This is a genomic window from Streptomyces lacrimifluminis (genome assembly GCF_014646095.1).
Classification (GTDB): Bacteria; Actinomycetota; Actinomycetes; order Streptomycetales; family Streptomycetaceae; genus Streptomyces; species Streptomyces lacrimifluminis.
In genome coordinates, this window is record NZ_BMMU01000014.1 from 91,341 (window position 1) to 114,663 (window position 23,323).

A 23,323-nucleotide genomic window follows, 5' to 3' on the forward strand; every position below is an offset into this window, starting at 1 on the left:
GGAGTGCTCGTAGTTGATGCCCTCCCTGGCGCCGAGCGGCCGTTCGCCGCCCGGCGCCGGGACACTGTCATCCTCGGCTCTGATCCTCCAGGTCGCCTCGGCTGACTCCCGTGACGGCACAGACGGTGCCGTCGAGGGTGTACGAGTCCGGGGACGCGGTGTCCCCGGTGTGGGTGGCCTGGTAGCCGATGTCCACCGACGCTCCGGGGGCGATGCTCGCGTTGTGGGAGACGCTCGTTGCCGTCACCCGGCCAAAGGCGGGCGAGTAGCCGGCGTTCCAGCCGGAGGTGATGGTCTGGCCGCCTCGCAGGGTGAAGGCCAGGGACCAGCCGTTGATCGCGTTGGTACCGGTGTTGGTGAGGGTGATGTTGGCGGTCAGACCGGAGTTCCAGGCGCTGACGGTGTCGGTGACCCGGCAGGTTGCGGTGCCGGGCGACGGGGTGGAGGTCTGGAACTGCGTGAAGAACTTCCATACCTCCGCGGGCAGCCAGGTCCTGGACCCGCTGTCACCGCCGGCCCCGTCCTGCGGAGCGGCGATGTGTCCCTCGTCGAACGCTGCCCAGGCGACCGGGTACCCGGCCGAGCACCCCGAGTAGGTGGTGATCCGGTGCGTCAGGCTGCCCTGTGCCGGCTCGGGCGGGTTCTGGGCGGTGCAGCCGTTGTTCCTGACGAACCTGTCCCGCAGGGTCCGTCCGCCGGAGATGCCCAGGACGCTGTCCCTGAGACCGTGCACTCCGAGGTAGGCGATGGGCTGAGTGCCACCGCTGCAGCCGCTGAGCAGCCCGCCGCTCTGGACCGCGACCGCGCGGAAGACCGTCGCCCGGGAACAGGCGAGCGAGTACGACATCGCGGCGCCGTAGCTGAAGCCCAGGGCGAACCGCTGTGTCGTGTCGACACACAGGTCCGCCTCGATGCGCCTGAGGATGTCGTCGACGAGGGTGACGTCCTCGCCGCCACTGTTGGCCCAGCCGTTGTTGAGGCCCTGGGGCGCGACGAAGACGGCACTGTTGTTCGCCAGCCGCTGGAGCCCGTAGTAGGCCCAGGTGCCCGTCTCCACCGTTCGCCCCGTCGCGACGTCGGTCGCGCTGCCGCCCAGCCAGTGGAACCCGAAGACCAGCCGGTACGCTCGGTTTCGGTCGTAGCCGTCCGGGATCCGCAGGATGAAGGTCCGGCTCTTGCCGTTGCTCTGGATCGTGTACGTTCCGCTCGTCAGGGTGAGGGCCTTGCCGCACCCCGCGGTCGGCGCGGCGACGGCGGCCGTGCCGGAGTCCGTGAGCCGTGCGTTCTCGCCGTGATCGCTGCCAAGTGCCGTTCCTCCCATGGTCAGGACGAGCAGCGCGGCCAGCACGGCGCCCCATAGGTGGAACCTTGTCCGTGTCATCGTCAACTCCCCTTTCCCTGCTGGATCATCGCCATGTACAGACAGGGCGTCCGGGTCACCGCCGTGCCGTCGCGGCGGCGTTGCGGGTGAACTGCCACCAGTTCATGTTGAGCAGGTAACCGCTGCCGCCGGTGAACCGAAGGTGGAGGTCCTGGGTTCCCGTCGCGCCGCTGACCGGGCATGTCACCGTCGTCCAGGCCTGCCAGCCACCGGTGTTCGGCACGCCGCACCGGCCCACGACCGGCCCGCTCGAACCGCCCAGGCGCACTTCGACGGTGCTGCCGCCGACGGTCGAGGCCACGCGTGCCGTGAAGGAGGCGGCACCGGCCCCGAAGGCCACGCCCTTGACCTTGATGGAGTCACCGTTGTCGATCCAGCCGACGTTCATTCCGCCTTCGCTGGACGGTTCGGTCTCGATCCCGGAGCCCCAGGCGATCGTCTCGGCCTCCTGGCGTACGTACGGGTCGAGCGTGCCGCTCTGCGGGGCACCCGTGGTGGTCATGGTGATCGTCGGGATGGTGCCGTCGGCGTTGTAGGAGAACCTCTCCACGGCGACGGAGCGGGTGAAGCCGCCTCCGCCCGGGAGTGCGCCGTTGTGGTAGAAGAAGTACGAGCTGCCCTTGAAGTCCACGATTCCCGGGTGGTTGGTGAAGCTGCCGCCCTGTGTGGGCATCACCGTTCCCCGGTAGGTCCACGGGCCGGTCGGACCGGGCGCCGTGGAGTAGGCGATGAATTCCGAGCAGCACTTGGCCGCGAACACCAGGTAGTACAGACCGCCCCGCTTGTGGACCCAGGGCCCTTCCTCGTACAGCGTGGGGCGGTTGGGGTCACCTGTGCGGGTGCCGAATCCCGCGGTGGTCAGCGGGATCTTGGCCGGGCTGCCCGAGTGGGAGGTCATGTCGGCGTTCAGCCTGACGAACCACAGGTTCGGGTTGCCCCAGTACAGGTAGGCCTGGCCGTCGTCGTCGACGAAGACGGCCGGGTCGATCTCGCCGTTCTCCACCAGCGGGTGGCCGAGGGCGTCCCGGAACGGTCCGGTGGGGCTGTCCGACACCGCCACGCCGATGGCCATCCGGCCGGTCGCCCGGTTCTTCACCGGCACGTACCAGTAGAACCGGCCGTTGCGTTGGACGGCCTGGCCCGCCCACGCGTCGGCGGACGCCCAGGCGAAGGTGGTCAGGCCGAGCGGCGAGCCGTGGTCGGTCCAGTTGACCATGTCTGCGGAGGACCACACCCGCCAGTCCTTCATGGTGAAGTAGGTGGAGCCGTCCTCGTCGTGTCCGGTGTAGAGGTAGACACGCCCGTTGTGCACCAGCGGGGCCGGGTCGGCTGTGTAGACGTGCTGCACGATCGGGTTGTCGGCCCTGGCCGCCGTGGGCTGCACAGCGGCGGGGACGACGGCGAACACCAGCACGAGGGCAATGGTCCAGACGGCCACCCGGGTGAGCCTCGTGCCGGCGGTGGGTGGGATCCGTACCGGGATGACCATCGCCTCCGGGAGGTAGTGGCTGAGGGGTGATCGCCGCCGGTCGGGCGAGGGGCTCAACTCCCTCACAGCCGGCTCCACTTCTGCCCTGCCCGGCCGTCGCAGGCCCACAGGACCAGCGGGGTTCCGTTGGCGGTGCCGGCCCGGTCGACGTCGAGACACAGTCCGGAGTGGACGTTGCGCACCGACCCGTCGGAGCCGACGGTCCACTTCTGGTTGTTCTGGCCGTTGCAGGACCAGGTGATGACCCGGGTGCCGTTGGCGGTGCCCTGGTTGTAGGCGTCGAGGCACTTGTCGCCGAAGACGCGGATCTCGCCGCCTGCCCATGTGGTCCACAGCTGGTTGGCGGCCGTGTGGCAGTCCCAGAGCAGTACGGTGGCCCCGGCGGCGGTTGAGGCGTTGTCCACGTCCACGCAGCGGCCGGAGCCGGTGCCGCGCAGCCGCGAGGTGGTGGCGGCCAGCGGGCTGCCGCCGGCCACCCTGAACACGGCCACACCGTGTGCGGGCACGCTCGCGGAGATCTGTCCGGACGTGCTCGACGTGCCGCCGGTCCACAGGTCGGTGAGGGTGAACGGCCCGCCCGACAGGCCGACTTGAGCCGCTGTCGTACTGACCGTCGCGGTGCTTCCTCCCCGGTTGAACAGGCCCACCGCGACCGAGCCGTCGGAGAGGGGCTTGGCGAACACCTCGGTGTTGCCGTCGTCGCGCACCCTGCGCCCGCCCGCGCCCTGCGGATCCTGGTTCACCGCCAGCAGACGCGGGTTGCGCAGGATCGCGCTCACGTCGGCGGACATGGTGCGGATGTCGTTACCGGCCATGAGCGGGGCGCTGAGCAACGCCCACAGGGCGAAGTGGGAGCGGGACTCGGCCAGTGTCAGTCCGGGGCGGCCCACGACCAGCATGTCGGGGTCGTTCCAGTGACCCGGGCCCGACTGCGCCGCCAGCGGCGCCGTGACGTCCAGGACGTTGCCGACGCCCATCGGATAGCTGTTGGTGTTGCCGTTCTGCCAGATGTCGAGCAGGTCCTCGGTCGTCCGCCACAGGTCGGCGACCTCACCCCAGTTGTACGTGGCGCCGGTGATGGCGTGGAAGCTGTTGGGGTTGATGCTGTAGACGATCGGCCGCCCGGTGGCACGAAGGGCATCGCGCATGATCGTGAACCGCGCGACCTGCTCGTCCCGGGTACCGCTGGAGGAGCACCAGTCGTACTTGAGGTAGTCGACGCCCCACGAGGCGAACGTGTTGGCGTCCTGGACCTCGTGGCCCCTGCTGCCCGTCGACCCGGGATAGGCGCCGGTGCCCTGGGCACAGGTGCGTTCGCCCGGCACCTGGTAGATGCCGAACTTCAGCCCCTTGCCATGGATGTAGTCCCCGAGCGCCTTCATTCCGCTGGGGAACTTGGTCGGGTTGGACCGCAGGTTGCCGGCCGCGTCGCGCTGCGGGTCGAACCAGCAGTCGTCGACCACCACATACCGGTAGCCGGCGTCCCGCATACCCGAGGACACCATCGCATCGGCGGCCTGGCGCACCTGCGCCTCCGTGACCCCGCACCCGAAGCTGTTCCAGCTGTTCCAGCCCAGCGGTGGAGTGAGGGCCGGGCTGCCGGGCGCAGCCGAAGCGGTGGAGTGGACAGAGGCCGTGAAGGACGCGGTGACTGTCAGCGCGGCGGCTGCGAGGAGACGGAGCAGTCGTCTGCCTGGTCGTCTGGGCACCGTGGGCTCCCTTTCAGGTGGGGCGCCGCGGGCTGGACCCCGGGGCGCCTGCGAGTGGCTCGGTCAGTGGTGCGGGCGGTGCGATGTCGGCAGGTCGATTCGCTGCACGGTGCAGGTGGAAACGCCGGGGGCGTGGCGCCCATGGCGCGCGGTGCGGCATCAGACATTGGATGACAGACGCATACGATCGGCTGATGTCGCGGGCATGACACGTGCACGACGTTCGACATTTCGATCTGATTTCGGATCGCCGACGTCACGGATGTTAGACACACTCCTGAACATGTCAACAGCGTGCGGTCGGTCAAAGAAAGGCCTGGCTCCGCCTCACCGGCTACCAGAACGAGAAGGACGGAACATCTCCGGCAATGCGCAGACGCTCTCAAGCGTCGAAATGTTTCGCACCTGTCCACGAATCATGCGATGCATATTGACGGGAGCTGTCGACCTCTTATCATTCCAGGAGGAAGCCAGACGAATCGAATGGCGTTCACAATTTCGAACGCTTGGGATCGACTCTCTATCCGAGTACTCCTACTCAGAGAGAGCAACACATGGTCATGTCAGCGCTTGACGCCGTGCGCGCGCAGGCCGTGCTCGCCTGCGAACGCGCTCAACCGGCCTGCGAGATGCACGATGCGGTCTCCCACCAGGTCAGCCTGATCGCCGTACGGGCCGGAGCGCTGCAGGTCGCCACCAACGACGCGGACGCCAAGGAGGCCGCCCGCATTATCCGTTTGCTCAGCGTCGCCTCGACGGCTGCGCACCATGGTCACACTGCCGCACGCCACCGCGCTCGCGCCTCAACCCAAGCCTTGTCGACCTGCACAAACTCGTGGAATCCAGCGGCACCCGCACCCAGCCGACAGGTACGATCCGCCCACCGTGGGTACACCCGTCCCGCCCAACGGACCATCTACCGCACTGTCCAGGAGGCGTTGCCCCACGTCCGCGAACACACCCCCGGTGTGACGCCCCGCATCGGACTGCGGCAGCACGGCGACACTGTCGGAGTCACCGTCACCAAGGGCCCGCATAGCCGTCTTGGCCTGGTCGGTCTGCGGGGACGGGCCGACATCCCGCACGGTGCCCTGGAGGCGGCACCTACCGCGGAGCGCGGCTACCGGCGCACCCGAGTGCGCGGGTTGGAGGGGGCTCGGCGCCGGCGGAATCCATCCACCCCGGCGTCGCACCCCAGGCGGTCAGTCGGCCCAGACATCCTCGACGTAGTAGCCGGACTCGATGAGGGCGAGCAGCCAGGCACAGGACTCGTCGTCTCCGGCGCCGGTGTACTTCCGGTAGATCGCCATGAACGCCTCCCGAACAGCGGGGGCCGTACGGGAGCCGTCGCCGCAGATGTAGATGCGTCCGCCTCCTTCCAGTACCGCCCACACCTCGTCGCTCTCCTTCGCGATGCGGTCCTGGACGAAGCGGGCTCCGTCCTGGCGAGCGTGGGAGATCGTAAGCCGCATGTCGAAGGCTCGGGAGGCCTCGGCCGCTTCGGACTCCTCGCGGTGCAGATGGTCGACGTCGAAACGGTCGCAGCCGAAGTGGCACAGCAGCGTGCCGGTCGCCTCGGTGCGGTGGCGGTCGAGGACGGTGCCGTGGAAGGGAGCGGGACCGGTGCCCGCGCTGACCGGGATCGCCGGTGCCGAGTCGTCCACCGGCAGCCGGAAGGCCTCGCTGCAGGGCAGCAACCGGGCCTGGACTGTGTCTCCGACCGTCGTGGTCTGCAGGTAGTTCAAGCCGATGCCGCGGAACGCGCCCTGGCCGGAGCCGTGGGGCGCGGCGAGCAGCGACACCATCAGGTCGACCTCCCCGGGCACCGCCTCGGCGGACGAGGAGATCGGGCAGTGACGTGGGCGCAGCATCTGCACCAGCTCCAGGATGGTCTCGAACCGCAGCCCGCAGGCCCGGTAGCGCTCCAACAGGTCCAGGACGCCACGTCCTGCGACGGTCACCTGCTCGTGGAAAGTCGCCGGTTCCGCCGAGGCGAGTTCCGTCGGGGGGCGCTTCTCGGGCGGAGCGAAAGCCGGCATCAGGATGTCGTGCGCCTTGTGCCGGTTGGGCTCGTCGTTGGCCGCGGTGACGAGGTCGGGGCGCGCGTTCTTGTGGAAGCGGCTCTCGTCCCCGGGTTCGGCGACGAAGTCGAGGCCGGAGGCTAAGTTGCTCCCGTTTCCGAAGACGCGGACCTTGAACGGCGGGCCCGGCTCCTTGGCCGTTTCCCGCACCTGGAGCGGGCCATCTGTATCACTGGGGATGTCGAGGGCATGGCCGACGAGAGGTAGACCCGGACGTTCGGGAATCTGCTCGGTTCCACGCGGGGTGGCATCGGTCATCGGCATGCCTTTCACTTCCGTAGCAGCTGTTGTCCGGTTCGACCGGACGGGCGTCCTTGTCTTGCGGTCAGGCTGGTCGGACCGTCCGCTGGGGCGCTCTCGACCAGGGCGTGCGGGATCCGCCGGGATCCGTCCCTCGGCTGGGCCGAGGGACGGATCCCGGCGGTACGTACCGCGTCAGCAGGTCACGACAGCGGCGGGTACGCGTTCCGGACCAACTGCTGGAACTGCGCCGAGAACCAGCGTCCGGCCAGCGGCGAGTTCGGCAGCGCTCCCGACGGGTTGTTGCCGTTGCGGGCGTTGCCGCCGTACGTCGGGTCGCACATACGATCGAAGCCCTTGCCCTCGTCGTTCGGGATGGCGGCGCTGTTACCGTCCGACTCCCCCGGCGGCTTGACCCACACGTAGGCGTCGATGCCGGCGGCCGGAGCCGCGGTCGGCCGTTCACCGATGCCCGCGCCACTCTGGTTGCACCAGTTTCCGGCGTGGATTCGCCGGTCGATGCGGCTGGCGTCGACGTAGCCGTCCACGGTGGTCTGCGAGCCGGGACCGGCGGGCCGGGCGGAGCCGCCCCAGCCGTTGCGTGAGGTGTCGATCAGCATGCCGAGTCCGGAGTTGAATCCGGCCGCCACGAGCTTCTCGCGGAACGCCTGGGCGAAGGACTGCTCGTCCACGTACTGGTTCCAGTCCACCCACTTCGACTGGCGCACGGTCTGACCGCCCACCGTGTCAGTGACCTTGAGGTACGGCTCCTTGGTGGGGCTGTAGTTCGCGGTGTTGACGATGAAGCCGGCGACATCGTTCACGCTCGCGCCGTTGGTCGTCGCGACCTTGTGGAACTGCGTCACCGAGGGACCGAGGTTGCTGTCCCAGCCGAGCCAGCCGTGGTGGGCGGCGTCGATGTAGTTGTAGACGCCGGGGATGTTGCCCAGCTTGTCCAGGGCGTAGCTGACACCCTTCTCGTAGTTGCCGTTGGCCTTCATGGTCACGCAGGCGTCGGTGGTGGTGGGGGTGCCGCCGGCGTTGGTGACCAGGTTGGGCAGGGAGTCGGGCTCGATGACGGTGGCGACCCGCAGTCCTGCGTACTTGGATTCGGACAGGATCGACACGATGGGGTCGATGTACTGGGACTTGTACTTGTCGAGGTCGTTGGGCCCGAGCTCGCCGTTGGAGGCGAGGGCGGCGCAGTCGCGGCCGGGCAGGTCGTAGATCACGATCTGGATGACCAGTTCGCCGGAGCCCTTCTGCTTCAGGGCCTCGTCCAGGTGGGCGCGCAGGCCCATGCCGCCGTTGACGCCGTTGATGGCGACGATGCGGTCGAGCCAGACGGCGGTGGGCTGGTTGGCGATGCTGCTGCCGCCCGGTTCGGCGGCGGCCTTGGCGGACCATTCGGGGTTCACGTACACCTTGGCGCCGGTGTAGGGGTTGGCGACGCGGTTGCCCGGGTCGCCACCGTCTCCGCCGCCGGTGCCGCCACCGGTCTCGCCGCCACCGGTGCTACCGCCAGTGCCGCCGCCCGTGCCGCCACCGGTGCCCCCGCCGTTGTCGACGTTGCAGGCGACACCGTCGAGCGTGAACGTGGCGGGCACGCTGTTGCTGCCGCTGTAGGAGCCGTTGAAGCCGAAGCTGACCGAACCGCCGGTCGGGAGGGAGCCGTTGTAGTTCTCGTTGGCGGCGCTGACGTCGGCACCGCTCTGGGTGATCTTCGCGTTCCAGCCGTTCGTGATCCTCTGGTTGCCGGCGTACGCCCACTTCACCTGCCAGGCCGACTTGGCAGCAGCGTTGTTGGTGATGGTCACGGCGGCGGTGAAGCCGGTGTCCCAACTGCTCTGCACCTTGTAGTCGACGGTGCAGGGCACGGCGGAGGTGGCTGCGCCGGCCTGGCCGACGAGGAGCGCCGTCCCCGACGTCCCGGCGACCAGCGCCAGGGCGGCGAGCAGCGATGTCCTGGTGTGACTCATGACTGCGGGTTTCCTTTTCTCGTTGTGGACGTGCGGAAGGAAGCCGCGCGAACGGTCGCGCAGGCCAATGCCCTACGCGGTGGCAGTGCCGTCGCAGGCGGAGATCAAGGCCGGACCCGGCACACTCCCGCGCGTTCCGGGTCCGGCCGGACGGGGCGGGCTCACGGTTGTCGCACCACGCGAGACCCAGGTCGACGAAGGCGTGCGCCCAGTTGTGCTCCCCGAACTCCGCGGCGACCGACGGCACCGCGCCGGCACTTCACGTGGCTGCCGCCTGCTGTGTCGAGGCGCCGACCGCCGATACCAAGTTGGCCGGAGTGTGTCGCACGTCCGGCATCGGCTTCCGGCAGCTGGTGGCGCGTCCGAGCAACCGACCGCCGTGCCCGTCGAGCTTGGACGTCGTCGGTGCGGAGTTGCTCGTCGGCGTCACGGCCATGGGTCGACTCACAGCCCTGGACGGGGCTGTCCCACTGGCTGGTGACGACTGATGCCACCGTGCACGCGGCCGTGGCTCCCCGGGCCGAGAACACAGGTGGAACAGCGCTCAAGAGAGCGTCGCTGACTAAAAGTACTGAATGCGGGGGGTGTCGCATGAGCGAGTCCTTACAGCTTGGCGCGCCGCTACGGACGCGTCGAGTGATGGAACCGCTCCCACTGGTGAGGAGGAAGTTAGCGCCAACTGGCGGTGTTTCATAGGGCCCTTGCGAAACTTTCGCTCTCATGGGGTCAGTTCGAACTTTGAAGTCGTCGGCATCTTGACCGATCCCGCCTTCATCTCCACGATGGGAGCGCTCCCACTGGATTCCCCCCTCGACATCTCTCCGCGAGTCGCGTGACGCAAGGAGGAACAGCTCATGGATCCCGGACGCAAACGCAGAGCCGTACGGCGGTTCTGGACGGCAGCCGCCGCTGTGTTCGCCCTACCCCTGTCGATGCTCGCCGGCAGCACGACCACCGCGAGCGCGGCGGCAGTGCAGTGCAGCGTCGACTACAAGACCAACGACTGGGGCTCCGGCTTCACCGTCGACCTCACCCTCACCAACCGCGGTACCGCCGCGATCGACGGCTGGACCCTGACCTACGCCTACACGGGCAACCAGCAGCTCTCGAACGGGTGGAACGGCACCTGGTCCCAGGCAGGCAAGGCCATCACCGTCAAGAACGCTCCGTACAACGGCACCGTCGCCCCGGGCGCCGCCGTTTCCGCAGGCGCACAGTTCGGCTACAGCGGCAGCAACGCCGCGCCGACCAACTTCGCGGTCAACGGCACCAGTTGCATCGGCGCCCACCAGCCGCCGATCACCGTGCTGACCAGCCCGACAGCCGGCGCGGTCTATTCGCGTGGTGACGCAGTGCCGCTCGCGGCGACCTCGGCCGCCGCGGACGGCGCGACGATCACCAAGGTCGAGTTCTACGACGACACCACGCTGCTGGGCACGGACACGAGCGCGCCCTACTCGCTCTCCGCCTCCGGATTGACCGTGGGCAGTCATTCCCTGGTGGCGAAGGCGTACGACAGTCTGGGCGCGTCGGCGGAGTCCACCCCGGTCGGCATCACGGTCGCCACGGGCCCCGCGGTGGTGACCTCGACCAACCAACTCGCCGTCCAGCAAGGCAAGTCGGCGACGTACGACGTGAAGCTGTCGACCCAGCCGACGACCAGCGTCTCCGTGACGACCGCCCGGACCGGCGGCAACACGGGGCTGTCCGTGACCGGCGGGGCGTCACTCACCTTCAACCCGTCGAACTGGAACACCGCGCAGAAGGTGACCGTCACGGCGGACTCCTCCGGCACGGGGGCGGCGACCTTCGAGTCGACGGCCGCGGGACACGGCAAAGCGGCGGTGACGGTCACCCAGATCGCGGCGTCCAAGACGTACGACGCCCGGTTCCTGGAGCTTTACGGCAAGATCACCAACCCCGCCAACGGCTACTTCTCCCCCGAGGGCATCCCCTACCACTCGGTCGAGACGCTGATCGTCGAGGCCCCGGACCACGGCCACGAGACCACGTCGGAGTCGTACAGCTACCTCCTGTGGCTCCAGGCCATGTACGGGAAGATCACCGGCGACTGGACCAAGTTCAACGGCGCCTGGGACATCATGGAGAAGTACATGATCCCCACCCACGCCGACCAGCCGACCAACTCCTTCTACAGCGCCTCCAAACCGGCGACCTACGGGCCCGAGGAGGACACGCCGAACAAGTATCCGACCGCGCTCGACCCGGCGGTACCCGTCGGATCGGACCCGCTCGCCGGTGAGCTGAAGTCGGCCTACAACACGGACGACGTCTACGGCATGCACTGGATCCAGGACGTCGACAACGTGTACGGCTTCGGCAACACCCCGGGCGGCAAGTGCGAGGCCGGCCCGACGGAGACCGGACCGTCCTACATGAACACCTTCCAGCGTGGACCGCAGGAATCGGTGTGGGAGACGGTGCCGCAGCCGACCTGCGACGCCTTCAAGTACGGCGGCAAGAACGGCTACCTGGACCTGTTCACCGGGGACAAGTCGTACGCCAAGCAGTGGAAGTACACCACCGCCCCGGACGCCGACGCACGTGCCGTGCAGGCCGCCTACTGGGCCGACCTGTGGGCGAAGCAGCAGGGCAAGGGCTCGGCCGTGTCGGGCACGATCGCCAAGGCCGCCAAGATGGGCGACTATCTGCGGTACGCGATGTACGACAAGTACTTCAAGAAGATCGGCAACTGTGTCGGTCCGACGACCTGCGCGGCCGGTACCGGCAAGGACGCCTCGCACTACCTGATGTCCTGGTACTACGCCTGGGGAGGCTCCACCGAGACCACCGGGGGCTGGGCCTGGCGCATCGGCTCCAGCTTCGCCCACAGCGGCTACCAGAACCCGCTGGCCGCCTACGCGCTCAGCTCCAACGCCGATCTGAAGCCCAAGTCGGCGACAGGGCAGGCGGACTGGAGCAAGTCGCTGCAGCGGCAAATGGAGTTCTACCGCTGGCTGCAGGCGGACGAGGGCGCGATCGCCGGCGGCTCGACCAACAGCTGGGCGGGCCGGTACGCGACCCCGCCGGCCGGGAAGTCGACGTTCTACGGCATGTACTACGACGAGCAGCCGGTGTACCACGACCCGCCGTCCAACCAGTGGTTCGGCTTCCAGGCGTGGTCCATGGAGCGGGTCGCCGAGTACTACCAGCAGACGGGCAACGCCTCCGCGAAGGCGATCCTCGACAAGTGGGTCAAGTGGGCGCTGTCCAAGACCACGATCAACCCCGACGGCAGCTACCAGATCCCCTCCACCCTCAAGTGGTCGGGCCAGCCCGACACCTGGAACGCGGCAAGTCCCGGTGCCAACAGCGGACTTCACGTCACCGTCACCGACTACACCAACGACGTCGGTGTGGCCGCCGCCTACGCCAAGACACTCGCGTACTACGGCGCCAAGTCCGGTGACGCGGCGTCGAAGGCGACGGCGAAGGCGCTGCTGGACGGTATGTGGACGCACCACCAGGACAGCCTCGGCATCGCGGTTCCCGAGACCCGCAGCGACTACAGCCGGTTCAACGACAGCCTCTACGTGCCGAGCGGCTGGACCGGCAAGATGCCCAACGGCGAGACCATCGACTCGTCCTCGACGTTCTCCTCGATCAGGTCCTTCTACAAGAACGACCCGGCCTGGTCGAAGATCGAGGCCTACCTCAAGGGCGGCGCCGCGCCCGTCTTCACCTACCACCGGTTCTGGGCCCAGGCTGACATAGCCCTGGCCATGGGCTCGTACGCGGATCTCCTCGAGTAGCCCCCGCCGGCGCTCCGCGTACGCGACCCCGTCGCCTGGTGACGGGGTCACCCCGGCCGGGCAGCCCCTACCCCTCACGGGGGCTGCCCGGTCCTCGCGCGGTTCCGGCGGACACGGCTCACGCGCGAGCCCGGACACACCGCGGGACGGAGCGCCCGACGGGTGTGTACCGGTCCCCCATCCACCTCGCTCGGGCCGCCCAGGCCGCCCACGGAAAGGCACGATATTCCCTTCCGCGAACATTGATCACCGGAACCCCGGGCATCGACTCCCACTGTCGACCACCAGTGATAACACCCATACCCTCCTACTCAGGACGGGAGCGCTCCCAGTTCGCGGGTGCAGGGCACCCGATCCACTCGTGAAGGCGTGTGCTCGGCTGCCTCCGGCCGGTAAGATCGGTGATCACTTGGGGAGGCGGTCATGGGAAAACGACGCCCGGGCGCACCGACGCTGGAAGAGGTGGCCGTCCACGCGCGGGTGGGACGGGGCACGGTCTCCCGTGTCATCAACAACGCGGCGGGCGTGAAGGATTCGACACGTCGGGCCGTCCAGCGAGCCATCGAGGAACTGGGCTACGTACCCAATCTCGCGGCCCGTTCCCTGGCCGGACGTCGGGCCGACGCCGTCGCCCTGGTCATGACGGAGCCGGACTGGCGGCAGTTCGCCGAGCCCTTCTTCTCCGAGATCGTCCGCTCGCTCGGAGACGCGCTGACAGACACCGGGATCCAGCTCCTGCTGACCCTGGTCCGCTCCGACACCGAGCGGCAGCGCTTCCTCGAGTACGCGCGCGGCGGCCGGGTCGACGGAGTCCTGCTGATGTCCGTGCACGCCGGTGATCCGCTGCCGGACATGCTCGCCGAGGCCCGGTTGCCGACCGTGCTGCTCGGGCGCCGCTCGGGCGAGGAATACGTCAGCTACGTCGACGCCGACAACATCGGCGGAGCCCGCAGCGCCGTCTCCCACCTGCTGCGACAGGGCCGCAGAGTGATAGCCACGATCACCGGGCCGCTCGACCTGTACGCCGCCCAGTGCCGACTGCGCGGCTACGAGGAAGCCCTGGCGATGGCGGGCCTGGAGGGCGAGCCGACACGTGTCGCCGAAAGCGACTTCACGGCGGAGAGCGGGCGCCGCGCCATGGCCGAACTCATCGAACGGTATCCGGACATCGACGGCGTCCTCGCCGCGTCGGACACCACCGCCGCGGGCGCGCTGGAAGCCCTGCGCGCGGCCGGCCGCCGGGTTCCCGAGGATGTCGCCGTGATCGGCTTCGACGACTTCTCGCTGGCCCAGCGGACCGAACCGCGGCTGACCACGGTGCGCCAGCCGATCGAGGAGATCGGGCGGGCCATGATCCGGCTGCTCCTGGAGGAGATGGAGGAGGGCGCCGTGGCCTGGCGTCACGTCATCCTCCGTACGGAGCTCGTGGTACGCGAGTCGACCTGATTTTCGTCGCCGGACCTGTCCGGGGAGCGCTCCCCGGGCCGACGTGCCGCGTCTCGGTGCCCGTGTCCGACCTGCGTCTTGGAAATCAGTTGGACAGGTTCATGCCGACAGTCTTGTCAGGGACCTGAACCATGCCTACAGTCCCAGCCGAAGCCCCGATTGGGAGCGCTCCCATTCACAAGGTTGTGGGAGATCTTCCGTACCCCCCATCCCTCGGAAGAGGATCCGCATGCGTCCTTCCCCGCACCATGCCCGCAGAGCGCGTGGCCTGCTCGGCGCGCTGCTCACCTCGCTCGTCTCGCTCGCCGCGCTTTTGACCACAGCGTCAGTGGCGCAAGCCGACACCACGATCTGTCAACCCTTCGGTACCACGACCATCCAGGGCCGCTACGTGGTGCAGAACAACCGCTGGGGCACCAGTGCCACCCAGTGCATCGCCGTCACCGACTCGGGGTTCAGGATCACCCAGGCCGACGGATCCGTCCCCACGAACGGCGCTCCGAAGTCCTACCCGTCCATCTACAACGGCTGCCACTACACCAACTGTTCGCCCGGAACCAACCTTCCCGCGCAGCTCAGCACCATCTCCAGCGCGCCCTCGAGCATCTCCTACAGCTATGTGAACGACGCGGCGTACAACGCCTCGTACGACATCTGGCTCGACCCCACGCCCCGCACCGACGGGGTGAACCGGACCGAGATCATGCTCTGGTTCAACAAGGTCGGACCGGTCCAGCCCATCGGCTCCCCGGTCGGCAACGCCAGCGTGGGCGGGCGCGATTGGCAGGTGTGGTCCGGCAACAACGGCGGGAACGACGTGCTGTCGTTCGTCGCACCGTCGGCGATCAGCAGCTGGAACTTCGACGTCATGGACTTCGTCCGGCACACCGTCTCGCGAGGGCTCGCGCAGAACAACTGGTACATGACCAGCGTTCAGGCAGGGTTCGAGCCCTGGCAGAACGGCACGGGCCTCGCCGTGACCTCGTTCTCCTCCACCGTGAACAAGGGCTCCACCGGTGACCCGGGCAACCCCGGGGACCCCGGCAACCCCGGAGGCTCCACGGCCTGCAAGGTGACGTACGGGACAAACGTCTGGCAGGGCGGCTTCACCGCCGACGTCACCATCACCAACACCGGCTCCTCCCGCGTCAGCGGCTGGAAGCTCGCGTTCACCCTCCCCTCCGGGCAGCAGATCACCAACGCCTGGAACGCGAACCTGTCCGGGTCGTCAGGAGCGGTCACAGCGAGCAACGTGGGCCACAACGGAGAGGTGGCGGCCGGCGGTCAGGCGACCTTCGGATTCCAGGGCTCGTCCAGCGGCGCCTTCGCCAAGCCCACCGCCTTCAGCCTCAACGGAACCGCCTGCACGACTGCGTGACATACGTTCACCTTCCGGGGTCCGCCTGATTTCCGCCACGCGGACCGGCGGGCCCCGGAGTCCACGCAGTGCCCCCCGACCTCACAGGGTTTCGCCCCCGCCCCCGCCTCCTCCGGCAAAGCCAACGCCGTACGCGTCGGCGTTCACGGCCCTGCCGTCCCGGAGCGACAGCTGGTTCGCAGGGGGCCCACCCCTGAGGGCGGGGTCAGTGCCGTGCGAACTGGACCCCTGTCGACTGCACGACATCCGGGCGCAGAGCGATCCCGTTGATGGTCAGTCGTTCTCCGTAGATGTCGGTGATCCTGATCGCGCCGCCGCAGCCACTGCCGTCGGGCGAGAGGAAATAGTTGTAGTCCGTGCGCGTCAGTTGACGCCAGCCGCCGCCGGAGCGGACCTCCAGTCGCGCGAGCGGGTTGCGGTGGCCCAATGCCTGGATGCCGCACCAGTAGGGGCTGGAGCCGATCTTGTAACGGATCGAGACCGTACCCACCGCGTCGGAGCTCAAAAGGCTCCAGGTGATCGCGATCCGGCCGGTCGAGACGGGGACCAGTTTGGCGAAGGCCTGTTCGCTCAGGTCGAGTTGCCCGGGTGCACAGGGCAGGGGGCATTCGTTGGTGATCTTGACCGTGACGGAGTTGCCGTTCGCCGTGCGGACGAGCACGTACGCCCCACAGGCGGCGGACGTCTCGTAGTCGGTGGTGTTCATCGCCGCGATCATCATGTCGTCGCTCGGGCCGTACGAGCAGGCGCCGTCCCCGACGCCGGCCTGGTAGACGGTGGCGACTCCCGTGTAGGTCTTCTTGGGTCGGATCCGTCCGGCCAGGGACGACGTGGCAGGAGCCGTCCGCGGGGACGCCGACGTCGGTGCCGCCGACGGGGTCGCCGACGGGGTCGCCGAAGCCTTCGGGGCCGTAGCGCTCGCCGATGGGGACGCGCTGGCCGACGGGGTCGCGGAGGAGGCCGACGGGGAGGCTGTGGCGGGCTTCTTCCCTGGTGGCGTCGGCGCGGGAATCTCCTCGGAGTTGGCCACGGCCGTGGCCGGGGCCGGCCCGGCATCCTCCTTGCCGTCGGGTTGCATCGTCATGACCAGGCCCAGGACAAGAGCTGTGACGACCAGTCCCGCGGAGGTGCCCACCATCAGACCGCGTCTGCGCCTGCGCTGCCGCGCGGCCCGGCGTGTTTCTTGCATGTCCATCCGTTCCGAAGAGCGTGTTGCTGGTTGCACTACTCAGTGGCCACCGGTGGCGAAAAGGTTGCCGCCGATTCTTCGGTCGGATCGGGCGCCGGGAATGGACAGCCGGGTGCGGGATCCGAGCGCGGTCTCTCTGACGTCCCCCTCTCGGCCGACAGCCCGTGACGGGTGGGTTCGACGTGCGTGCCGGGGTCCCCGGACGACGGGACCTCGGCCGCCTGGTCCCCGCACTCCCGCCCCAGGACCATCGGGGGAACACCGCCTGCGTCGGCCGCAGGTCACTGCTTCCACAGGGCGGACGGTGACGACCGCAGGGGCGGCCGGGACGGGTGGGCGGACCATCGCGTTGGTGCCGGGTGAGCCGAGGTGGCGGGCGCAGGGCGCGCCACCCCGGGGCCGCTCAGCCGATCTTGGTCATGTTCCACTGCTGCGGGGCGCCGCCGTTGGGGGTCCACTGGATGACCTGGGTGTTGTCCGCGCCGTTGTTGGCGTTGTCCAGCGCCTTTCCGCTGTGCCGGTTGATGAGCCGGAACGCGCCGTTGCCCAGCGCGGTGACGGCCCACTGCTGCTGACGACTGGCGTTGTCCGTGCGCTGCACCATCACCCCGCTGTCGGAGGTGCTGTTGTTGTTGTCGAGGGCCTTGCCGCTACGCGCGCAGACCAGCTTGTAGTAGCCGTGGCCGACCTCGGTGACCGTCCACTGCTGCGGCGAGCCACCGTTGGCGGTCCACTGGATGATCGGGCTGCCCTCGTTGCCGATGTTGCCGTTGTCGAGGGCCTTGCCGCTCTGGGCGCAGACCAGCCGGTAGACACCGCCTGCCAGGACGGCCGGCATGCCGTTCACCTCCACGCAGACCACCGAGTCGTTCGCGTTGGGCGCGGTACTCGGGACGCTGACGTTGATCTGCCCGCCACTGACCCAGTAGTTGAGGTTGGTGCCCGGGTTGTTCATCAGGTAGACGCGGTTGATCGTGTTGTGCACCGCCGGAATCTGCAGCGTGCCACCCGTGGGCCAGTCGAAGACGTGGGCGAAGAGCTTGCCGTTCTTCTTGGTGACCCTGCCCCAGGACGGGTCTGTGGCGAAGGGGCTGCCGCTGGTGCCGTGGATGCTGTCGCCGTGGGTGGCCATCCAGGAGCCCATGCCGTTCAGAACGGTCACGGATCCGGCGGTCACGCTGCCATCGCCCTTGGGGCCGATGTTGAGCAGGTAGTTGCCGTCCCGTGCGACGACGGTGACCATCTCCCGGATCAAGGTCTGGACCGAGCGGTACTGGTTCTCCTTCCACGAGACGTAGCCCCAGGCGTCGTTCATGGTGGCGCAGGCTTCCCACGGCCGGTCCAGCGGCGCTTCGGGGATCCCGAACTCGGCGACCGCGTAGTCACCGAGACCGTGGTCCCGCTTGACGCGTTCGTTGACGACGAGGTTGGGCTTACGGGCGATCAGCCACTGGTACAGCTCCGCGCCGTCGGCCTGGGTCCACCAGTCATCGAGGTTGGGGGTGGAGGGGTTGCCGCACCAGTCGCCGTCGAACCACAGAACGGCCGGGTCGTAGCGGTTCAGCAGTTCCTGCAGCTGGGCCTTCATGTCGTTGATGTAGCCCGTGCGGGCGGACAGCGACGACATGTCGGAGTAGTAGTTGCCGCGGTCGATGGTCTGGGAGGGGTGGTTCCAGTCGAGGATCGAGTAGTAGAGCCCGAACTTGATGCCCCGGCTCTCGCACTCGGTCTTCAACTGGGCCAGCAGGTCGGGCTGGAAGTTGTTGAAGTCGCGCAGGTTGTACTGCTTGGTGCCGGTGGCGTCGGTGAAGCCCGGGACGTTGGAGTCCCACATCGCGTAGCCCTCGTGGTGCTTGGCGGTGATCACGAGGTACTTCATGCCCGCGTTCTGGGCCAGCTGGGCGATCGTGGCCGCGTTGAAGGCGTTCGGGTTGAACTTCGAGGTCACCTCCGTCTGATAGCTGGCCTTGGTCCACAGAGGATTGGTGTCGGCGCTGAACGCCCACTCGCCGCGCCCGAGGTAGGAGTAGGACCCGAAGTGGATGAACATGCCGAACCGGGCCTGGTACCACCAGTCCATCTTCGCGTCGACGGAGTACGCCTCGGCCGTGGCAGGCCACAGGGCCTGCGGCAGACCGAACGCCACGGTACCGCCGGCGAGGGCTGCGGCCTTGATGAGGGAGCGCCTGCTGAGGGGAGCGGAGGACATCGTGCGGCTCCTGGAGGGTGAAGGACACAGAGTGTCCGTGACTTCTTCTCCGCGACACCACACGGACGGGCGGAGTACTACGGCTCGTGTCCGTGAGAGCTCCAGCAGCCCTCATGGACATCGGATGTATTAACAGACACGACCGCCCTTCATGTCTAGAGGTGCGATGATGAATTCAGATATCTCCTGTTCATGACTCCTCAGTAGGGACTGGGAGACAGGAGACATAGGATGTCTCTTGAAGGTTGGCCAGCGGTGTCAGGAGAGCCGCTTCGCGATGCGAACACCGGCCCGCCGGGTGTGCCGCGCCGCGTTCCGGGCCACCGGACGAACGAACCGCACCGGGGCGCCCATCCTGACGCCACCGGCGACCCGCCGGGCAGCCTCGGCCGTGCGGAGGGGCCCCCGGTGCCCCGAGACACCCACCGTCGCGGAAACTCTCTAGGCCGGGTCCAGGTCGGCATACACCAGATGGTGGTCCGAGTGCCCGGTGGATTGCACCCGGTGCCGGAGCGGAGTGATACCCCGCAGGAAGACGTAGTCGAACTTACTGTGCCAGTCGGTGGTCACCTCGCACTCACCGATGGACGGGGGCTGACATTGGGCGTCCGTGTCCACGGCCAGCGCCCACATCGGGGAGAGTTCGGGAGCGTCGGGCACCGCATTGAAATCGCCGAGAACGATGGCGCGCTCATGCCGGGCGACAGCCGTGGCGAGGACCCGGACCTGCTTCGCTCGGACTGCTTCCTGACGTCGCTGGGCGAGGTGCGTGTTGAAGACCCGCACCTGCCGGCCGCCCACCATGGTGGTGACCGCCATGTACCCACGGTCTTCGGATCCGCCGTCGGGGTATTCCACGCCGACGGAGTCTGTCATCGGCGCCGCGGACAGGATCGCCTGACCGAAGCCTCCCGGACTCCACGGCACTCCCCCGCAGCGGCCCCAACTCTGAAGAACCGTCCCGTACTTGACGTGGTAAACCAGCCCGTGCCGGCGCTTCAGGTAGTCCCTGATCCCCTCGATGTCACGCACGCAGGTCTCCTGCATGCCGATGACCTGGGGCGCATACGTGGCGATCTCGGCCGCCCGGTCGGCGTTGCTCTCCTCGCAGGGATTGCAGATGTTCCACGTCATGACCCGGTTGGGTACGACATCTCGCACGGCGTCGACGGGCAGTGACCTCGCGAAGAGAGTGTCACCCGGTGCGCTGGGGCCGACGAGCACCATGCAGGCCAGGACCAATGCACCCGCGAGCAACTGCGTGCCCCTTCCAAGCATCACCGACTCCTCATTGCGGTACCCACGGCATCCGACGTCTCCTGCACGAGGTTAGAGGACGGGGTTACCGACAACGCGCGCCTCCACCCCTTCACCAAGCTCTTCGACCCGGCCCCCACCCCCGCCCATGACCGGCCGTGAGCCAAACGGCCCGTCTCCCATGGCGCAGCCCCTCTCCGCCCACTTCACGGCCAGGACCCTCCAGTCGGGCGTTCACTGCCAACCCATTGCAACGCGCCGCACGATGTCCATTGCATTGAACGCGACCCCATTGCAACGATTTTCCTGGCTTTCACCTGCGATTATACTAGTTCTGCGCACCGAGTTCATTGCGTCAATCTCGAATGCAACGTAGCTTTTCCATTGTTCGAAACGGATTCGAAGCCTCGGGAGAGCATGATGCCGAAGTTCGACACCCCCGCCCCGGTCCTGGCCGTCCTCGACATCCCCGCGGGACGCATCCGGTTCATCGCCGCCGACCGCGCCGACACCACCGTCGAGGTCCTGCCCGCGGACGCCTCCAAGGGGCGCGACGTGAAGGCGGCCGAGCGGGCCACTGTCGAGTACGGGGACGGTGTCCTGCGGATCGGGGCCGCACCGGCGAAGAACCGCGTCCTCGGTCAGTCGGGGTCCGTCGAGGTGACCGTCCAGCTGCCCGTCGGCTCCCGCGTCCAGGCGAAGGCGGCCGACGCCGAACTCCGGGGCGTGGGACGCCTCGGCGACGTCACCTACGAGTGCGCGCGGGGCACGGTCAAGCTCGACGAGACCGCCAGCGCCCGCCTCACCCTCCAGTCCGGCGACATCACCGTCGGCCGCCTGGGCGGCCCCGGCGAACTCCGCACCCTCAAGGGCGACTTGCGCATCACCGAGGCCGTACGCGGCACGGTCACCCTGCACACCCAGTCCGGCGACATCACGGTCGGCGCCACCCGCGGAGCCTCCGCGACCCTGGACGCCGGCACAACCTACGGCCGCATCGACAACGCCCTCCAGAACACCGACGGCGCCACCGCCCAGCTCACCATCCACGCGACCACCAGCTACGGCAGCATCAGCGCGCGGAGCCTCTGAAGGAGCCCTCTCATGAAGTCGTCCCTCGCACAGAAGCCCGAGACGGCGACCCCGGCCGCCCCTCGCCCCGTCGCTTCCTTCATACGGTTTGTGATCTTCGGAGGTGGCGTCGGAGTCCTCTCCAGCTTCGCGGCACCGCTGCTGGCCACGACCATGCCCTGGGCGGTCTCGAACGCGATCATCAGCGCTGTCTCCACCCTGCTGTGCACCGAGCTCCACGCCCGCTTCACCTTCGCCAAAGGACGCGGCGCCGGACGCCGAGAGCACTGGCAGTCCGCGGGCTCGGCGACCGCCGCCTACCTCGCGACCAGCGCCGCCGTCTACGTCCTGCATCTGGTGCAGCCCTCCCCCGCCTTGCTGACCGAGCAGATCCTCTACCTCGGCGCCTCCGGCCTCGCCGGCCTCGGCCGCTTCACCATCCTGCGCCTCTACGTATTCACCGGCCGCCACACCCAGACCACACGACCGCTGACGCAGGACAGGACAGCGGCCGTACCCCTTCCCACGGGAACGCGGCGGTCATCACGTCCGACATCACGTCCCAGCTGGACCAACGGGTCGCAGCCACAGCTCGCCGCCTGATGCGCTTGGCACCCCGCGACCGCAAAGGCCAGGCATGGCATGGCAGGACAGACAGCACATCCTCCCGCGCTGGTGTCGGCGTACATGGTCGTCCGCACAGGGACCCGGGGGCAGTCAGCGTGAGGCTCGCCAGCGAGGTGCCTCGTCGTCGGGCCGGTCCGGACTTGCGAAATGGAAGGGCACGCTGAACCGTCCGGCCAGAGCGGTGCCGGTTGTCACGGCTTCCCTTGTCTCTGGCCAGGGCGGCACCCGTCCGTTGAAGACTCGGATGTCCGAGCCATGGCGGACCATCGCCAGCTCGACCTCGCCGTGTGGGCGGTCCAGGACAGCGACGAGCAACACGCACCAGCCGTCCGTGTCCCCGTCCCCTATGGCTTCTACCGCCGCCAGCTGTCCGGGCAGTTCGCCGACGCGGGCGGCCAGCGTGTCCACGTCCCTCGGCGGATCCGGCTGCCGGACGCCCCGGTCCGCCACAGCATGACAGCGAGCCACAACCACACGCCGGCAGTCGTGCAGACCCGGACCCGGCGCCGGGGCTCCCTCCCCCAGAATCCGAACCGCTGCCATCGATACCCCGATCGCCGTCAGCCGACGGTCCCGCAGCACGAGATCGTCCACCTGCTCACGCACCGACTCCGGCAACGCGTCCCACCACTCTGCCTCCACCACGGAATGAGAACGGACCCACTGGCCCCCGCTCCACGAGGTCGCTCGGCGGTCTGACGGGCACGTGAGCCGAAGTCATGGACAAGTTGGTTTCGTCCCGGGTTCGCCTGCACCGGAATGGGCACTTGGCTGTGAAGCGAGGCAGGACTCCTGGAGGTGTGATGTGGCGGCACGACATCGTCTGATCAAGGTGAGTCCCCAGACCGTGTGGGCCGTCCTCGCCGACGGCAGCCGCTATGGGGAGTGGGTGGTGGGAACGTCGGACTCCAAGCCGGTGCGCGGGCAGTGGCCGCAGGTGGACTCGGCGATCTGCTATGAAGTCCGCGTAGGCCCGCTGCGGCTTACCAACGAGACAGTTGTCCGGTATTGCGAGGAGGGCTCCGAGCTGGGGCTGGAGGCGCGAGCAGGCATCCTGGGAACGGCGCGGATCGCCATCGAGCTCCGTCCCTGGGGCAAGAACTGCCTGGTCATCGCCGACGAGCACCCCCTCCAGGGAGCGGGCGGACTGCTTCACAACGTCGGAGTGGATGCGCTGATCCAACTGCGCCACCGCGCGATGCTGGCGCGGCTCGCCCGGGTCTGCGAGGCGCAGGAACGGGCCGAGCAGCTGGAAAGCCTCCGGGGACGGCACAGGCAGCCGGCTCTCGGCGTCGACGGCGGTCATGTCTGACGCGGAAGCGACCGACACTGTGCCGGCCCCGACGCACTGGTGGCGGCTACCTGTCAGCTGACCGGGGGCCGAGCGTTCAAGGCCTTCGACGTGTGCAGTCCTGAGCACGCTGCACCGACGCCGAGTCTCCTGGCCGTGTCGCCCGCCGCACGAGTGTCCTCGGGTTCTCTGTCGACGACCCG

Annotated in this window: 16 protein-coding genes; 6 read left to right on the top strand and 10 right to left on the bottom strand. The window is 68.3% G+C overall.

What is annotated here, in order from left to right:
- Positions 1–67 precede the first annotated feature (67 nt).
- The 6 genes from IEY89_RS21600 to IEY89_RS21625 form a co-directional block, all read right to left on the bottom strand.
- Positions 68–1,381, bottom strand: a complete 1,314-nt coding sequence (locus tag IEY89_RS21600) for a CE1 family esterase (RefSeq protein WP_229695345.1) — start codon at positions 1,379–1,381, stop codon at positions 68–70.
- A 55-nt stretch (positions 1,382–1,436) separates the two neighbouring features.
- Positions 1,437–2,804 (bottom strand): glycoside hydrolase family 43 protein, encoded by a 1,368-nt coding sequence (locus IEY89_RS21605; RefSeq protein WP_189149195.1) that lies wholly within the window; start codon positions 2,802–2,804, stop codon positions 1,437–1,439.
- Positions 2,805–2,932: 128 nt separating this feature from the next.
- Positions 2,933–4,579 carry a glycoside hydrolase family 27 protein gene (locus tag IEY89_RS21610; protein WP_189149101.1) on the bottom strand — a complete coding sequence of 549 codons (1,647 nt, stop codon included), beginning with the start codon at positions 4,577–4,579 and terminating at the stop codon, positions 2,933–2,935.
- 563 nt (positions 4,580–5,142) lie between these two features.
- Positions 5,143–5,349: a hypothetical protein gene (locus IEY89_RS41700; protein WP_189149102.1), complete on the bottom strand. Its 207-nt coding sequence runs from the start codon at positions 5,347–5,349 to the stop codon at positions 5,143–5,145.
- 432 nt (positions 5,350–5,781) lie between these two features.
- Complete coding sequence (locus tag IEY89_RS21620; protein WP_189149103.1) at positions 5,782–6,924, bottom strand: ferredoxin reductase domain-containing protein; 1,143 nt, start codon at positions 6,922–6,924, stop codon at positions 5,782–5,784.
- A 179-nt stretch (positions 6,925–7,103) separates the two neighbouring features.
- Positions 7,104–8,879 carry a glycoside hydrolase family 6 protein gene (locus IEY89_RS21625; RefSeq protein WP_189149104.1) on the bottom strand — a complete coding sequence of 592 codons (1,776 nt, stop codon included), beginning with the start codon at positions 8,877–8,879 and terminating at the stop codon, positions 7,104–7,106.
- An 854-nt stretch (positions 8,880–9,733) separates the two neighbouring features.
- On the opposite strand from IEY89_RS21625, the gene IEY89_RS21630 reads away from it, so the two are divergent.
- From IEY89_RS21630 to IEY89_RS21640, 3 genes are all read left to right on the top strand, one after another.
- Positions 9,734–12,652, top strand: a complete 2,919-nt coding sequence (locus IEY89_RS21630; protein WP_189149105.1) for a glycoside hydrolase family 48 protein — start codon at positions 9,734–9,736, stop codon at positions 12,650–12,652.
- A gap of 423 nt (positions 12,653–13,075) precedes the next feature.
- Positions 13,076–14,098 (top strand): LacI family DNA-binding transcriptional regulator, encoded by a 1,023-nt coding sequence (locus IEY89_RS21635; protein ID WP_189149106.1) that lies wholly within the window; start codon positions 13,076–13,078, stop codon positions 14,096–14,098.
- A 229-nt stretch (positions 14,099–14,327) separates the two neighbouring features.
- Positions 14,328–15,476 (top strand): glycoside hydrolase family 12 protein, encoded by a 1,149-nt coding sequence (locus IEY89_RS21640; protein WP_189149107.1) that lies wholly within the window; start codon positions 14,328–14,330, stop codon positions 15,474–15,476.
- Positions 15,477–15,681: 205 nt separating this feature from the next.
- Here IEY89_RS21640 and IEY89_RS21645 read toward each other — a convergent pair whose 3' ends face one another.
- The 3 genes from IEY89_RS21645 to IEY89_RS21655 all read right to left on the bottom strand — a co-directional run bounded on the left by IEY89_RS21645 (position 15,682) and on the right by IEY89_RS21655 (position 20,152).
- Positions 15,682–16,665: an expansin EXLX1 family cellulose-binding protein gene (locus tag IEY89_RS21645; RefSeq protein ID WP_373287273.1), complete on the bottom strand. Its 984-nt coding sequence runs from the start codon at positions 16,663–16,665 to the stop codon at positions 15,682–15,684.
- A 403-nt stretch (positions 16,666–17,068) separates the two neighbouring features.
- Positions 17,069–18,874, bottom strand: a complete 1,806-nt coding sequence (locus IEY89_RS21650; RefSeq protein WP_189149109.1) for an alpha-L-fucosidase — start codon at positions 18,872–18,874, stop codon at positions 17,069–17,071.
- A gap of 441 nt (positions 18,875–19,315) precedes the next feature.
- Positions 19,316–20,152, bottom strand: coding sequence for an endonuclease/exonuclease/phosphatase family protein (locus IEY89_RS21655; protein WP_189149110.1), 837 nt, complete (start codon positions 20,150–20,152; stop codon positions 19,316–19,318).
- Positions 20,153–20,551: 399 nt separating this feature from the next.
- On the opposite strand from IEY89_RS21655, the gene IEY89_RS21660 reads away from it, so the two are divergent.
- The gene (locus IEY89_RS21660; RefSeq protein ID WP_189149196.1) at positions 20,552–21,223 is read left to right on the top strand and encodes a DUF4097 family beta strand repeat-containing protein; all 672 of its coding nucleotides are present in this window, start codon (positions 20,552–20,554) and stop codon (positions 21,221–21,223) included.
- A 12-nt stretch (positions 21,224–21,235) separates the two neighbouring features.
- The gene (locus tag IEY89_RS21665) at positions 21,236–21,805 is read left to right on the top strand and encodes a GtrA family protein (RefSeq protein ID WP_229695346.1); all 570 of its coding nucleotides are present in this window, start codon (positions 21,236–21,238) and stop codon (positions 21,803–21,805) included.
- A 114-nt stretch (positions 21,806–21,919) separates the two neighbouring features.
- Here IEY89_RS21665 and IEY89_RS21670 read toward each other — a convergent pair whose 3' ends face one another.
- On the bottom strand, positions 21,920–22,474 hold the full coding sequence (locus IEY89_RS21670) for a hypothetical protein (RefSeq protein ID WP_229695347.1): 555 nt from the start codon (positions 22,472–22,474) through the stop codon (positions 21,920–21,922).
- Between the two features lie 160 nt (positions 22,475–22,634).
- On the opposite strand from IEY89_RS21670, the gene IEY89_RS21675 reads away from it, so the two are divergent.
- Positions 22,635–23,141 (top strand): SRPBCC family protein, encoded by a 507-nt coding sequence (locus IEY89_RS21675; protein WP_189149111.1) that lies wholly within the window; start codon positions 22,635–22,637, stop codon positions 23,139–23,141.
- Positions 23,142–23,323: the final 182 nt, after the last annotated feature.